The organism is Candidatus Thermoplasmatota archaeon (assembly GCA_018814355.1).
Taxonomy (GTDB): domain Archaea; phylum Thermoplasmatota; class Thermoplasmata; order UBA10834; family UBA10834; genus COMBO-56-21.
In genome coordinates, this window is the sequence record JAHIZT010000108.1 from 1 (window position 1) to 15264 (window position 15264).

15 protein-coding genes are annotated in these 15264 nt (G+C 56.3%); 14 read left to right on the forward strand and 1 reads right to left on the reverse strand.

The features are described 5' to 3' along the window. Positions 1 to 131: 131 nt before the first annotated feature. The 14 genes from pstA to menA all read left to right on the forward strand — a co-directional run bounded on the left by pstA (position 132) and on the right by menA (position 13550). Positions 132 to 1022: a phosphate ABC transporter permease PstA gene (pstA, locus tag KJ653_07790; GenBank protein ID MBU0685729.1), complete on the forward strand. Its 891-nt coding sequence runs from the start codon at positions 132 to 134 to the stop codon at positions 1020 to 1022. Next, on the forward strand, positions 992 to 1750 hold the full coding sequence (gene pstB, locus KJ653_07795; protein MBU0685730.1) for a phosphate ABC transporter ATP-binding protein: 759 nt from the start codon (positions 992 to 994) through the stop codon (positions 1748 to 1750). The genes pstA and pstB overlap by 31 nt, the downstream gene beginning before the upstream one ends. 1 nt (position 1751) lies before the next feature. Further along, entirely contained in the window at positions 1752 to 2408 is a 657-nt protein-coding gene (phoU, locus tag KJ653_07800; protein MBU0685731.1) for a phosphate signaling complex protein PhoU, read from the forward strand. A 326-nt stretch (positions 2409 to 2734) separates the two neighbouring features. After that, a complete protein-coding gene (locus KJ653_07805) occupies positions 2735 to 3820 on the forward strand; it encodes a radical SAM protein (protein MBU0685732.1) in 1086 nt (361 codons plus the stop codon). Next, complete coding sequence (locus KJ653_07810; protein ID MBU0685733.1) at positions 3813 to 4754, forward strand: hypothetical protein; 942 nt, start codon at positions 3813 to 3815, stop codon at positions 4752 to 4754. Before KJ653_07805 ends, KJ653_07810 begins: the two co-directional genes overlap by 8 nt. 8 nt (positions 4755 to 4762) lie before the next feature. Continuing rightward, on the forward strand, positions 4763 to 5389 hold the full coding sequence (locus KJ653_07815; protein MBU0685734.1) for a bifunctional precorrin-2 dehydrogenase/sirohydrochlorin ferrochelatase: 627 nt from the start codon (positions 4763 to 4765) through the stop codon (positions 5387 to 5389). After that, positions 5386 to 6645, forward strand: coding sequence for a glutamyl-tRNA reductase (gene hemA / locus KJ653_07820; protein ID MBU0685735.1), 1260 nt, complete (start codon positions 5386 to 5388; stop codon positions 6643 to 6645). Before KJ653_07815 ends, hemA begins: the two co-directional genes overlap by 4 nt. Before the next feature lies 1 nt (position 6646). Further along, entirely contained in the window at positions 6647 to 7633 is a 987-nt protein-coding gene (gene hemB / locus KJ653_07825; GenBank protein ID MBU0685736.1) for a porphobilinogen synthase, read from the forward strand. After that, positions 7630 to 8901: a glutamate-1-semialdehyde 2,1-aminomutase gene (gene hemL, locus KJ653_07830; GenBank protein ID MBU0685737.1), complete on the forward strand. Its 1272-nt coding sequence runs from the start codon at positions 7630 to 7632 to the stop codon at positions 8899 to 8901. The genes hemB and hemL overlap by 4 nt, the downstream gene beginning before the upstream one ends. Next, positions 8898 to 9812, forward strand: a complete 915-nt coding sequence (hemC, locus tag KJ653_07835) for a hydroxymethylbilane synthase (protein ID MBU0685738.1) — start codon at positions 8898 to 8900, stop codon at positions 9810 to 9812. Before hemL ends, hemC begins: the two co-directional genes overlap by 4 nt. Continuing rightward, complete coding sequence (cobA, locus tag KJ653_07840; GenBank protein MBU0685739.1) at positions 9775 to 10545, forward strand: uroporphyrinogen-III C-methyltransferase; 771 nt, start codon at positions 9775 to 9777, stop codon at positions 10543 to 10545. Before hemC ends, cobA begins: the two co-directional genes overlap by 38 nt. Then, a complete protein-coding gene (locus KJ653_07845) occupies positions 10542 to 11327 on the forward strand; it encodes a uroporphyrinogen-III synthase (GenBank protein MBU0685740.1) in 786 nt (261 codons plus the stop codon). The genes cobA and KJ653_07845 overlap by 4 nt, the downstream gene beginning before the upstream one ends. Then, the gene (locus tag KJ653_07850) at positions 11324 to 12493 is read left to right on the forward strand and encodes a radical SAM protein (GenBank protein MBU0685741.1); all 1170 of its coding nucleotides are present in this window, start codon (positions 11324 to 11326) and stop codon (positions 12491 to 12493) included. Before KJ653_07845 ends, KJ653_07850 begins: the two co-directional genes overlap by 4 nt. A 130-nt stretch (positions 12494 to 12623) precedes the next feature. Next, the gene (gene menA, locus KJ653_07855) at positions 12624 to 13550 is read left to right on the forward strand and encodes a 1,4-dihydroxy-2-naphthoate octaprenyltransferase (GenBank protein MBU0685742.1); all 927 of its coding nucleotides are present in this window, start codon (positions 12624 to 12626) and stop codon (positions 13548 to 13550) included. 360 nt (positions 13551 to 13910) lie between these two features. Here menA and KJ653_07860 read toward each other — a convergent pair. Further along, positions 13911 to 15264: heavy metal translocating P-type ATPase (locus tag KJ653_07860; protein MBU0685743.1), on the reverse strand; the 1354-nt coding region annotated here is incomplete at its 5' end.

The window sequence follows — 15264 nt, forward strand, 5'->3', positions numbered from 1 at the left end:
CAAGGACTGCAGTTGTCCGCGTTGATCGAGATCGGGCTCGTTCTCTTCGTCATTGCGCTCTTGGTGAATGCCTTCGCGAGGATAATGGTCGGAAGATTCATGAGCAGAGTCCCAGCAACAGGTGGTGGGCTTTGAACACATACGAGTATCGCAAGCTGAAGAACACACTCGCCTCTGGACTCGCCCTTGCGTGTGTCATCCTTGCCTTGATTCCCCTGGTCTACATCCTTGCTGGCGTTGTGATGAAGGGGGCGCCGGCTCTGAGCTGGGAGTTCCTGACTAACAGGACAGTAGGGACTGGTGAGCCGGGCGAGGGGATAGGCAACGCGATAGTCGGCACTCTTCTCCTCGTCTTCTACGCAAGCATGATAGGCCTGCCGGTCGGCATTCTTACGGGCATCTACGTTTCTGAGTACGGCAACAACAAGTTCGGATCTACTGTGAGGTTCTTCAACGACGTCCTTGCTAATTTCCCATCGATTGTCGTGGGCCTGCTTGCATACGCATTGGTGGTGGCTTATCTCAATGTTGGCTTCTCCCTGATCGCCGGATCCGTCGCTCTCTCGATCATAATGATACCGATTGTGGCCAACACGACCGAAGAGGCTCTCAGGATGGTCCCCAATTCATTGAGAGAAGGAGCACTTGCACTGGGAGTGGCCAGGTGGAGGACGGTCCTCAAGGTGATGCTCGTGAGCGGAAGGGCAGGCATAGTGACAGGGGCACTGCTCGCGATAGCCCGGATCGCCGGTGAGACGGCCCCTCTTCTCCTCACAGCTTTCTACAGCAGCTACTGGTCGTTCTCCCCGACCGAACCCATAGCTTCGCTGCCTCTGACGATATTCCGAAACTACAATTCGCCTTCGGAGGTGCTCCTCCAGCAGGCATGGGGGGCTGCCCTTGTGCTAATCATTATTGTGCTAACGCTGAACATCGGGGTTAGGTTGTTCATGAGACAGAAGACAAAGAAATCAAAGGCGGTGAGAATGAGATGGATGACAAGATTGTCACGAAGGGATTGAATGCATACTTCGGGGATGTCCATGCCGTGAAAGGGATTGACATCCGAATACCGAAGAACGCGATAACGGCGATCATAGGGCCATCTGGCTGCGGGAAGTCCACCCTTATAAGATGCATGAACAGGATGCACGAAGTCGTGCGCGGAGCACGGGTCACGGGGGAAGTGCTATTGGACGGCAGGGACATCTACAGCAGTCAAATGGATCCGGTGCTAGTGAGAACCAAGGTCGGAATGGTGTTCCAGAAACCAAATCCGTTTCCGACCATGTCCATCTACGACAATGTTGTCGCAGGCCTGAGGCTGAATGGAGAGAAGGACTGGAAGAGGCTTGACGCGACGGTCGAGAGGAGCCTCAAGCTCGCCGCCCTGTGGGATGAGGTGAAACACCAACTAGACGCATCCGGAGTAAGCATCTCGGGCGGGCAACAGCAGAGGCTCTGCATAGCGAGGGCACTGGCGGTCCAGCCCGAGGCACTGCTCCTCGACGAACCCTGTTCCGCTCTGGACCCCATCGCCACTGCGAAGATTGAGGATCTTCTCTTCGATCTGAAGGACAAGTACACAATAGTCATAGTCACGCACAACATGCAGCAGGCCGCACGAGTTGCGGATTTCACAGCATTCATGTATATGGGAGAGTTGATTGAGTTCGGCGTCACGAAGAAGATCTTCGAGAACCCAGACAAGGAACTCACAGAGAAGTACATCACGGGGAGGTTCGGATAGAATGTCACCGAGGAAAGCCTACGAAACTGAACTCACGGAGCTGAATCGGCTCATGGAGAAGATGGCCACAAGGACGAGCGAAGCGATTGAGTTGGCAGTGAGGTCGTTTGAGAAGCTTGACCTTGACCTCGCCGAGAAGGTGAAGAAGATAGACGAGGAGATGTACCTCCTCAACATCGAGATTGAGAAGCGTTGTCTGGAGGTCATTGCCCTCCAGTCGCCTGTTGCCAAGGACCTACGAACGATAGGAACATACCTGAAAGTGATCACTGACTTCGACAGGATAGGCCGATATGCCAGGGACATCGCGGAGGTCACCATCCACGCGCAGGCCATGGCACACTTCAAACCGCTCGTGAGCATTCCGCACATGGCTGAAATGGCGGAACGGATGGTCGATCGGTCCGTGGATGCATTTCTGAAGAGAGACACCTCGCCGACGAAAGAGGTATTCGAACTGGAGGACAAGGTAGATTCACTGTACGACGAGATCTTCAGGGAGGTCATCACATATATGATGGAGGATTCCAAGAAGATCGGCCTGGGAATCAACTACACACTCGTGGCTAGATATCTCGAACGGATCGCGGACCATGCTTGCAACATTTCGGAGAGGGTGATCTACATGGTTACGGGCCAGAGGGTAGTCAAAGAGTAGTCCTCACATCTCCTCAGCCAACTCTACAAGCGATGCAAATACCGCAGTGCATGATGAGACGTCTTCCGAACTTCGATCAGGATAGACAGGGCACCGACTCGCCTCCTCTTTGCCGCTACCAGTCTCTTCAGAGAAAGTGCGAGGGCCCGGATTATAGCCCGGAATCTACCGGTGATTAATGCTGCCACATATAACTACCGGCAAAGAAGAGAGACTAGAGCGAACCTGGATTTCAGCTCGGAATATGGTAGTGATCTAAGCTGGATGGTCGACTCATCAGTACCAGATCTGTGGGTCCATCCCTCTGGAAAAGGGTTAATATCCATATGGGCATTAGCTCGCCAGACTCCAGCTTAACGTCGTTTAGACCAGGGGGGAGAAAACAACTGAAGAAGAGCTTCGAACCGAGAATTCTCTCATGGAATACGACCAACAGATGCAATCTCAAATGCGCCCATTGTTACATGGACGCCAAGGACCGGCGGGGCTCGGACGAGCTCACCACCGACGAGGGCAAGCGGCTCATCGACGGGATCTCACAGGTCTCCAAGTGCGTACTTGTCCTGAGCGGTGGCGAACCGCTGATGAGGGAGGACATCTTCGAGCTGGCCAGTTTTGCGAGCTCCCGAGGACTGCGAGTGGTCATGGGGACGAACGGCACGCTGATAACCGACAAGACGGCGAGAGATTTGATATCCGCAGGCGTGGCAAGGGTGGCAATATCACTCGACGGCTGCGATGCTCTGGTACACGACTCTCTGAGGAGAGTAGAAGGGGCATTCGAAGCCGCTGTCGAGGGCGCTGCGGCTTGCAGAAGAGCGGGCCTGCAGTTCCAGGTGAATGCGACCGTCCTGAGGGAAAACGTCGATCGAATCCCGGAGATGATCAAGTCCGCAAAACAGATTGGTGCTGAAGAATTTCACTTGTTCTTCTTGGTCCCGACGGGGAGAGGGGCATCCCTAAGGGACATAAGCCCGTCATCCTACGAGACCATGCTGAAGCAGCTTCTTCCGCTGGAGAAGGAGATAGGCATACGCATCAAACCGACCTGCGCTCCTATGTATATGCGCATCGCGAAGCAGAGCGGGAGCGACGCCGTCAAGAGGTACACGAGAGGATGCCTAGCAGGCATATCGTACTGCAGAGTGAGCCCCGAGGGCGGCGTGTATCCCTGCCCCTATCTGCCCATCGAGGTGGGGAATGTCCGGAAGGAGAGCTTCGCTAGGATTTGGCACAATGCTTCCCTGTTCCAAGAACTCAGAGACTACTCGAAGTTGCAGGGCAAGTGTGGCGTGTGCGGGTTCAACGACGTGTGCGGTGGTTGCAGAGCGCGCGCCTATGCCCTGACAGGCAACCCGCTCTCACCAGATCCTTGGTGCGTTTATGTCCCGCGGAGGGAATGCGATGCTTGAGGGAAACCCCGCCAACATCGACTCGCGTCTGTTGAACGAACTGTGGCTGAGGTTCCCCCTCGTTGAGAGGCCTTTCGAGGAGCTTGGAAGAAGGCTCGGGCTACGGGAAGACGAGGTCTTGAGCCGGACCAACGACCTGATTCGGAAAGGAATAGTGAGACGCATCGGGTACATGGTCGGAGAGCATGCTCTCCGAAACAGGGTCAGCACGCTTGTGGGTATGAAGGTGGACCCAAACGATATCGAAAGGGCCGCGGGAATTGTGGGGGAACACAGAAGAGTGACCCACAGCTACCTGAGGGACCACGAATTCAACATGTGGTTCACGCTCAGCGCCCCTGAGCGAACGAGTCTGAATTCCGAACTGCGATCCATCATCTCCGACTCACGCCCAAATGACTGGATTGAGCTCCCGGCCGTTAAGTTCTACAAGCTTCGAGCGCCATCTGGCGCATTGGACACAGGTGGAGGACAGGACTCGGCTGAACCACCGATCCTCAAGGCAGTGGAGGACGGCATAGAAATCGTGCCGAGACCTTTCGACGCTGCCGCAAGAAGGGCAGGAACCGAGGAGGCTACGATGATCGGCAAGCTGAAGGCCATGCTCTCAGATGGGACTCTCAGGTCGTTCGGAGCTGTTGTGCACCATGGCGCGCTCGGACTTGTGGTTAACGCCATGGTTGCCTGGGACGTGGGAGAAGAGAAGGTTGATTCAATCGGGCATGCCTTTGCCGAGATGCCAATGATAAGTCACTGCTATGAGAGAGCGAGAGACCCTGAGAAGTGGAAACACAACCTCTTCACAATGGTACACGTCCGAAGCGAGGAGGAGCTCGAATCATTCCTCGCCAAAGGGGACGAACTCACGTCGGGTGCTGACAGGGTAGTTCTAAGGACTGTGAAGGAGTTCAAGAAGGTGGGGGTGAGGCTCTGAGGCAGTCGATGGTCCCACTCATCATAGACTTCAAGGACAAGCCCGTCGTGATTTGTGGTGGCGGCAACGTGGGACTGAGAAAAGCGAAGATCTTTTGCAGAGCCGGAGCACGAGTGCGAGTGTTGAGCAAGGAGTTCGCCAAGGGCTTTGATTCACTTCCTGTAGACAAGCTCAAAGTCAGCTCGATCAACGACCTCCGGGTGCTCGACGGAGCATTCATCGTGATAGCCGCAACAGACGATCCTGACACGAATTCCCGCATATCGCGCGCATGCGAGCAGAAGGCGATCATGTGCAACTCGGTCGACAATCTGGAATCTGAGGTGTATCTTCCATCAATCATAACAAGAGGCCCCCTGACGATAGGCATCAGCACAAAGGGGGATAGCCCTGGGCTTTCGAGAATGGCCCGTCTGAGGATTGAGAAGATCATCGGACCCGAATGGGGAAGGATGGCAGCCCTTCAGGCAGAGGTACGATCGAGGCTTAAGAGCTCGGAGCGCACCCAGTCGTCCCGGCGCAAGGTAATACATAAGATTCTCGATGACCCAGACATCTGGAAAGCCCTGGAAGCGGGAAACATGAGAAGGGCGCGAGGGCTCGCTGCCAAAAGGTATCTAGGTGAGCGGAATTGATAGAAGTGGTCAGCGCGCACATAACCCACAAATGGGTCGACATAAAGAAGCTGGAGCTCTACGCTGCCAAGGAGGCAAAGTCCTTGCTGAACGCAATCAAGTCTCTCGATTCCGTGCAAGAGTGCGCCCTCCTGAAGACATGCAACAGGGTCGAGGTATACGTCGCGACGGAGGACGCCCAGAGGGCCAAAGCAAGCATGGAGAACATGATCATGTCCTCTGTGGAAGGTTCGGACCCGAACCATATCCAGTTCCTGTTCTCCGTGGATTCGGTCAGGCACCTGGCCAGAGTCGCCAGCGGGCTCGAAAGCATGATTGTCGGGGAGGAGCAGATACTGTCTCAGGTCAAGGACGCTTACAGTTTCGGGCTCGAGGTCGGGACCATTGATAAGACTCTGGGCGAGGTGTTCCGGAAGGCCATAAGCATCGGCAAGAAGGTCAGATCGGAGACGGGCGTCAGCAGGGGCAGCGTCTCGATTGGCTCAGCAGCTGTGGAGCTGGCCAACGGCCTGCTCGAGTCACTGCAGAACCGAACCATCCTCGTTGTCGGAGCCGGAGAGATATCACAGCTTGTCGCGTTGTCCCTCGCAAGGCACAATGTGAAAACGATATTCGTCGCGAACAGGACTTATGACGACGCCGTCCAGCTTGCCGCGCGGCTCGGTGGAGAGGCGGTTCATTTCGACAGGCTACACGAGTTCCTCCGCATCAGCGATGTCGTAATCTGTGGGACGGCCGCTCCTCATGTCATTCTTAGCAAGGAGGACCTCATCCTTGCCTTCGGTCCAGGGGGACCTACCAAACCGCTGTTGTTCATAGACATAAGCAACCCGAGGAATATCAGCGAAGACGTGGTCGAGTTGCCCAACGTGCGGCTGCACGACATGGACGGGCTCAAGGAAGTCGCAGAAAGGAACGCCCAGAGAAGGATGAAAGAGGTGGAGAGGGCCGAGAAGATAATTGAGAGGGAGCTCAGATTCATCATATCACGATTCGAGGAAAGAAGGGACTCGGAAGATACGATCCGCCTCCTCCACACGAGGGTGGCTGAGATACGAGACTCGGAGCTTGCCAAGGCCATTAACAAGATGAACGGCATCGACGAGCATCAGAAGAAGGTAATGAACGATATGCTCGTGTCCTTTACAAAGAAGATTCTAGCAGAGCCGACAAACGCTCTCAGAGAGGCGTCCAAGAACGGTGAGAAACAACTCATTTCTGCGGCCGAAAGGCTCTTCAAGCTAGAAGGCGAGTGAGATGTTTCCGAAAACGAGGCTGAGGAGGATCAGAGGCGTCCAAGCCCTCAGAGACCTCGTCAGGGAGACCGAAGTGTCGACAAAGGACCTCGTGTATCCGATGTTCGTTGACGAGTCGATCTCGTCACCCCAACCGATCCCGTCGATGCCTGGAATAAGTCGTCACTCCTTGCGAAGCCTCGTCGCTGAAGCCGAGAAAGCCGAGGCCTTGGGCGTGCCCGCCATCATGTTATTCGGAATTCCAAAGAGGAAGGACCCGATGGGAAGAGGGGCGTACGCCGAAAACGGCATAGTCCAGAGAGCTATCCGGAGGCTCAAGGAGCGAACTGACCTGATACTCATCGCGGACCTGTGCCTGTGCGAGTACACAAGTCATGGGCACTGCGGGGTCGTCACAAAGGGTCGGGTGGACAATGACAAGACCCTCGAGCTCTACGGCAAGACGGCCGTCTCTCAGGCTGAAGCGGGGACGGACATGATTGCCCCCAGCGGTATGATGGACGGGATGGTCTCCGCGATAAGGAGGGCTCTCGACGCTGCTGGGCATGATCACACACCCATAATGTCATACAGCGCGAAGTTCGCCTCCTCCTTCTATGGTCCTTTCAGGGACGCTGCATGCTCAGCACCTGCTTTCGGAGACAGAAAATCCCACCAGATGGACAGCGGGAATCTTCGCGAGGCTATGAGGGAGATCGAACTCGACATACACGAAGGGGCGGACATTGTCATGGTCAAGCCGGCACTCCCCTATCTTGATATCATCAGGGAGGCCAGGAGAGCCTTTCCTGTCCCTCTGGCCGCGTACAGCGTGAGCGGCGAGTACTCCATGCTGAAGGCGGTCTCGGCAAACGGTTGGCTCGATTACGATTCGACGCTGGCCGAGGCTCTGCTGGCAATCAAGCGCGCAGGGGCGGACATCATAATCTCCTACGCCGCTCTTGACTTCGCAAGGATTAGGAGAAGGAGACCGGGGGGAAGTGATTGACGAAGTCGGAAAGGCTGCACGAGAGGGCCAAAGAGCTCATGCCAGCTGGGGTATCGAGCCCCGTCAGGGCCTACGAGCCTTTTCCAAGATTCATCAGGGGCGGCAAAGGCTCGAAGATGTGGGACGTTGACGGGAACGAGTACGTCGACTACTGCATGGCCTTTGGGCCGCTCATACTGGGACATGCTCCACCACCTGTGGTTAGCGCTGTCAAGGCGGTCATATCCAAGGGGAGTGTCTTCGGCGCGCCCACAGAGCTGGAAGTCCTGCTTGCTGAGAAGATAAGGAAGCACTATCCCGCAGGTGAGATGCTCAGGTTCGTGAGCACCGGCACCGAAGCCACCATGCACGCGATCAGACTTGCGAGAGGGTACACCCGGAGAAAGAAGATTGTGAAGGTAGAGGGTGCCTACCATGGCGCCCACGATGCTATGCTCGTGAAGGCAGGGTCTGGGGCATTGACCCACAGCATGCCGAACTCCCTGGGGGTCCTCGACGACTTAGCCAAACACACGGTCCTGGTTCCGTTCAATGATGCTCAGGCGCTCCGCAAAGCGATTCGTGAGGCGGATGGAGATGTGGCCGCCATGATCCTGGAACCCGTGCTGGGCAACGTCGGGCCAATCCTTCCGAAGGAGGGCTACCTTAAGGAAGTCAGGGAGATCACTCGTGCCGCAGACGTGCTTCTGATCTTCGACGAGGTGATAACCGGGTTCCGACTCGGTCTCGGTGGAGCCCAGGAGATGTTCGGCGTGAGGCCGGACCTATTCACGATGGGTAAGATCGTCGGGGGCGGATACCCGATTGGCGTGTTCGCTGGCAGGAGAGACATAATGAGCAACATCTCCCCGCTGGGCGGAGTATACCAGGCAGGAACCTTCAGCGGCAACCCAGTGAGTACCACCGCAGGCCTCGAAACGATAAGAGCGATAGAGAAGAGAGGCTATGGTCCGCTCAACAGGAGGTCGTGGAAACTCCGGAAGGGGCTCGAGGATGTGTTCTCAAGAACATCCTTGCCACACCAGGTTTCCGGCATTGGCTCGATGTTCCAGGTATTCTTCACAGATGCAAACATCCTCAACTGGAATGATGCCCGCGCCTCGGACACAACGAGCTTCATGAAGATGTTTAGAGGGCTGTTGGACGAAGGGGTCTACACTCCGCCGAGCCAATTCGAGACGAACTTCCTGTCCATGGCCCACAGCGACGCTGACATAGAGTTCACCCTTGCCGCATACGAGAGAACCCTCAGAGGATTGCGGAGATGATCTGCGGAACAAGGGGCAGTCTGCTTGCTGAGGCCCAGACGCGGGTTGTGATTGGCGCGCTCAAACGGCTGCGTCCAGGGATCCAAGTGACAGTCCGGAAGGTGAGAACCGCAGGGGACGTTTTCCGCCGGAGGCCGATAAGCGAGTTGGGAGGCATCGGGGCCTTCGTGAGGGAGATCGACGACCTTCTGCTCGATGACAAACTCGATTTTGCCGTCCACAGCCTCAAGGATGTCCCTACGAAGCTCAGGGGGGGAATTGAGGTGGCTGCCATCCTGCCGCGGGGCGACCCAAGGGATTTCCTGGTCTGCAGGGTCCCCCTCAGCAAGCTGCCTTCCGGAGCGAGAGTCGGGACTTCCAGCTTGAGGCGCAGGGCGCAGCTGCTGAGGAGAAGGGGAGACCTCATCGCGGTCCCGCTCAGGGGCAACGTCCCCACGCGGGTGAACAAAGTGTCGACCGGTGACCTCGATGGAGCGATGGTTGCCAAGGCGGGCCTCGACAGGCTCTGCATGGCTCCGAGGGGGTTCCTGCTCCCTATCAAGGATTTCGTACCCGCGCCCGCCCAGGGAGCGATTGCAGTCGTGGCGAGAACGGGTTCCGACGCAGCATCGCTTGTCAAATGTCTTGATCACCGACCAACGAGGCTTGCCACGGAGACTGAGCGCATTGTGATGCGCCTGCTCGGAGGGGGATGCACGGCCCCTGTGGGGATATATGCCAAATGCATCTCCGATAAGGTCACAGTAAAGGCGATGATTCTCTCTATTGATGGAAAAAAGACTTTGCTTCATGATGCGTCATTTCCCCGGAGGGCGATGGCAGACGGCACAAGAAAGTTCGCAGCTGAGCTTCGCAGGCTAGGAGGTGGAGACCTTGTCAAGGAAGCGGCAAGAGCGGCACTCGATTGGTAAGGTGTACCTTGTCGGTTCCGGCCCTGGGCACCCTGGGCTTGCGACGATTCGCGCCGTCGAGGTGCTGAAGAATGTGGATGTTGTGGTCTACGACCACCTTGTCGGGAAGGGTATCTTGGATATGGTCCCGCCAGGGGTCGAACGCATAGACGCAGGCAAGTGCGGGTCACACCACAAGCTGCAACAAGACGAGATCAACGAGCTGATGGCGAAGCGCGCACTGGCTGGCCAGACGGTCGCGAGGCTGAAGGGTGGTGACCCGTATCTGTTCGGGAGAGGCGGTGAAGAGGCGGAGTTCCTCATAGCAAAGGGAGTGAAGGTCGAGGTCGTGCCTGGCGTGACCTCTGCCTTGGCAGTGCCAGCAGCTGCCGGAATCCCGGTCACGCACAGGGATTTCGCGTCGGCCGTCACCATAGTCACCGGTCACGATTCTCCTACCAAGAAAGGTGGGCCGGTCGACTGGGCCGGCATAGCACGCCTCGACTCAACCATCGTGGTGCTGATGGGAATGAAGAACCTCGGGCGCATTGCAGCCAGGTTGATGAGCGAAGGCAAGCCTGGAAACACGCCAGTGGCGATCATAGAGAAGGGCACGTGCTCCGATCAGGTGGTCACAGTCGGTGATCTCAAGACCATCCACCGAAAGGCTCGGGAAGCTGGGGCGAAAGCCCCCGCGATAATCGTGATAGGCGATGTCGTGCGGCTGAGGGAACGCCTAGGAGGCATACCTTGACCACGATTGCCCTGATGAGACCCGAATCATCCCTAGCGGAGTCGGTTCGCTTGGCCGAAGAGAGAGGCTTGTCCGTGCTCAGCGCGCCGATGATGGCGCTCGAGCCATTGGTTGACACAAGGTTCGAAAGGGTTCTCCATGATCTACAGAGCGAATGCATCGATTGCATTGTGTTCACGAGCTCGAACGGTGTCTCGCACGCTCTGAAGCTGGTAGAGGGTTCCATCGGCAGGGGTGAGTTCCTGAAGAGACTGGCTTGCACGAAGGTGGCCGCCATAGGGGCAAAGACAAAGCGCTCGCTCGAATCCCTAGGAGTGCGGGTCGACCATGTGCCGAGGACTTACAGCTCCGAGGGACTTGTGGAACTCTTCGCAGAGCTCGGCGTCAAGGGGATGAGAATAGTGATCCTCAGGAGCACCCATGGCTCCGATCAGCTCGTCTCAGGCCTCGTCGGGCTAGGAGCACTCGTCGACGATGTGCCGGTCTACACCATAAAGATGCCCGGTGACGTCGAATCTGCGAAGAGACTTGTGAAGAGGGCCGCTCGCGGAGATATCGACGTGTTCTGTTTCACCAGCACGATGATGGTGAACAACTTCTTGGAAATCGCGCGCTCCCTGGGATTGGCTGACGAGGTCATCGCGCGGATGAACGGCGCGAAGGTTGCGGCGATCGGCAGGCCCACGGTGAGGGCGCTGGAGAGCTACGGGATCGACGTGGGCATAGTCCCTGAGGAGCAGACAATCGAAGCGCTATTGGATGAAGTGGTGAGCAAGACATGATCATATTCTCGAAGGTCCTTGGGAACAAGGGAACGGTCTATGACGCGCTTCGTGCACGTGGCATGTGTGGAAAGGATGTGCCGGACGACATGATCAGGTTCTCGGGTGAGCTGCGGCCCGTCGTGGTTTGGAACGTGACCAGGAGATGCAACCTGAAGTGCGAGCACTGCTACATCGATGCAGAGGCGGGGGGAGAGGATGAGATGTCGCTCGCGGACTTCCGCAGGACCGTTGCCGACCTCGCCGAGTGCGGGGTCCCACTAATAATCTTCAGTGGCGGGGAGCCTCTGATCAGGAAGGACTTCTTTGAGATACTTGGCTTCGTGAAGGACGCCGGCCTCAAGAGCGTGATCAGCACCAATGGCACCCTGATAACGCCCGAGAACGCGAGGGAACTAGCCAGGCTCGGTGTGAGATACGTCGGCGTGAGCCTCGACGCAGCCAGCCCCAAGATCCACGACAAGTTCCGCGGCGTCAATGGCTCTTGGGAGAAGGCCCTTGCTGGCGTGAGGAACGCGAAGGAGGCCGGAATTAGAACGGGATTCAGGATAACCATCACGAAGGACAACTACCGAGAGCTGCCTGACCTCTTGGACCTTGCCTTGCGCGAGGGAGTCAGCAGGTTCTGTGTCTATCACCTCGTGCCTACTGGTAGGGGTGCTTCAATCGCAGCGAAGGACCTGAGCAAGGAAGAAAGGGAATGGGTCCTCTCCTTCCTCTACGAAAAGGCAATAGAGCTGAGGAACCAGGAGATCGAGATACTGACTACGGACTCCCCGATGGACGGCGTCTACATACTCGAGCGTCTCAAGCGGGAGAACCCGGAGGCCTATCCTGATGCGAGGAAGCTGCTGAGCATCGGGAGCGGATGCACGATAGGCACCAAGATCGCGAATATCGATTTCCGAGGGAACGTCATGCCGTGTCACTTCGTCCCGGAAATAGTCGTCGGCAACGTCCGCCAGAGGAGCTTCACTGACATCTGGACCGGAAACCCGTCCCAACAACTGATAGAGCTAAGGGAGGTTTCCTCAAGGTTGAAGGGGAAGTGTGGCAGGTGCGACTACATCGATGTGTGCAGGGGATGCAGGAAGAGGGCCTTGTTCTACACGGGTGATTGGGCAGGAGAGGATCCGTCGTGTCTGTACGAGCCGAGCGCCCTCTGAGCAACATGCACCGCGGTATCGGGGAATTCCCAAGCGAATGAAGACGGTCTTCAGGACCGAAGGAACTCCGCGGAAGAACAAAAGTCTATTATTCACTTTCACATTGCAGAACATCGCGGGAAGGGATATCATGTCATTCGTCTCGACGAGACTCCGAATATGGATCAGAGAAGTTAGGGCCCCCTTCTTCACGGCCGCCATCGTGCCGACGGCTATCGGCGCAGCCCTTGCATGGTACGACACAGGGATTTTTGACCTGTCCCTTTTCCTCTTGGCCACGCTCGGCGTTGTTCTCATCCACGCAGGCACCAACGTCGTGAACGACTACTTCGATTACCGGAATGGGAGCGACGTCGTAAACAAGAACAAGAGTCCATTCAATGGAGGCAGCCCGTTCCTGATTGACGGAACCCTCGCTCCGAAGCAGGTCTACCGGGGAGCAATCGTCCTCTTCGCATTGGGCGGCATGATTGGCCTTGTCCTCGCCTATCTGGTATCCAGTCTGATCCTAGTTTTGGGGGTTATCGGCGTCTTTCTAGGATATTGCTACACATCCCCGAAGGTGAACCTCGCGGCCCGCGGCATCGGAGAGATCGCGATCGGCTTCGGCTTCGGGCCGCTGATCGTCGCGGGTTCCTATCTCATTCAGACCGGGACTCTGGCCCTCTCAGCGTTCTTAGGCGGCATTCCGATAGGATTGCTGATCGCGCTTGTGCTCTTCATCAACGAGTTCCCTGATATGGAGGCTGACAGATACGCAAGGAAGAACCATTGGGTCGTGCGCGTTGGATTGGCAAGAGCGTCGGTCTGGTACGCAATCCTTATGGGCATGGCGTTCGTATCGATTGTCATCCTCTGGACAATCGGGATCTATCCTGTCTGGGCGCTGATTGCATTGATTCCCGCAATAGTGGCAGCTGGCGCAACGAGAATAGTCTCCTCGAAGTACGCGCGCGTTGGTGAAATCGTGCCTGCCCAGGCCAAGACGATACAGGTGCATCTAGTCACAGGTCTGTTGATCTGCCTCGGCCTTGTCCTTTCCAGAATGGCTTTCTGATCTGGTTCTCATTCATTTGACGAAGATGGACATCATTTCCGAAAGGATCAACAGGCCAGAAGCTTTTCAGCCTCTCGGAGAAGAGAGAAAATTCGCCAACTTGAGAGTTCGTGACATCAACTCGCCTCCCTTACGTCTCACAGATCAAAGGAGGAAATCATTCGGACGATGAATTGAGAAAAGCACTAGTTGAATTGAAAAGTGCGAGGGCCCGGATTTCAGCCCGGAATCTACCTTCAACTAAAATTAAGAGCCATAATCTTCATATCACGTAGCGAATTCTCAGTTGAGATTTCTTCCAGTATAAGAAGCAGCAGAGCAAGGGATTGTACGCAGGACATGTTCTCTCTCAATCACTTCTCACGTTGGTGTGTATCTCCTCAGAAGGAGAGCGTTGCCGATGACGACGAAATCACTGATGACTTCCGCCACGGCGGCCAGCACAGGTGTCAGCACCAATGAGTGCGTCAAGGGGAACAGGACTCCGGCTGCCGCCGCAATTCCGATGCTGTTGTAAAGGAAAGAAAACGCCAGATTCTGCCTGATCTTTGACATCGCCTTTTTGCTCAGATCAATGGCTCGTACAACATCTTTCAGGTTACCCTTGATCAGGACGATGTCTCCCGTCTCAATCGCTACGTCCGTGCCTGAACCTATCGCAATTCCGACATCCGACTCAGCAAGTGCGGGCGCATCGTTTATGCCGTCGCCAACCATGGCCACGACGGATCCGTCCTGCTTGAGCGACTTGATCGCCAACGCCTTCTTTGGAGGGGTGACGCCATGCATCACGCGCTGTATCCCTACCTGGCTGGCAACGGAATTGGCGGTCCTCTCGTTGTCGCCAGTAATCATCGTCGTTGCCACTCCCATCGCTTTCAAGTCAGTGACGGCCGCCACAGAATCCGCTTTGATCGTGTCAGCCAATGCCAGGAGGCCGATGACTTCATTATCGACCGCCACCGCCACAAGCGTCTTGCCTTGTCGCTCCAACGCGTCGGCCTTGTCCTGAAGATGGTTCGGGACGGACAATCCGCTCAGGCCCATCAGTCGGTCGTTTCCCACGATTATCTTCCTGCCATCATGCTTCCCCTCGACGCCGAAGCCTGGGACCGCACGGAAGGATATGCAGGCAGGCGCGTGAACATGGGCATCGTTAGAGGCTCTCATGACAGCCTTGGCAATGGGATGATCCGACGAGCACTCGGCCATCATGGCCACCTCCAACACCTCCTGCGTGTTTGAAGCGTCACTAGCCACGATGTCAGTGACGGAAGGCTCACCCTTGGTCAAGGTGCCCGTCTTGTCGAATGCGATGACGGAAATCTTACCCGCCGTCTCGACGGCCTCCCCGTTCTTGAACAGTATGCCCATCTCTGCGCCTTTTCCGGTGGCAACAAGGATAACGGTTGGGACGGCAATCCCCAACGCACATGGACATGCTATCACCAAGACGGTTATTGCAGCTGTGAGGGAGAAGCTCAGCGATCCCTCGAGGGCGAAGAACCAAAGGAGAAACGTGAGCAGCGAGATGAGGAACACCGCCGGAATGAAGTACGAAAGCACTTTGTCTGCGACTCTCTGGATAGGGGCTTTGGACGATTGCGCTTCCCTGACCAACCTGATAATCTGGGACATGGCACTGTGCTCCCCCATTCCCATGGCCTCAATACGCAGAATTCCGTTCCTGTTGATCGTGCCACCGATGACTTTC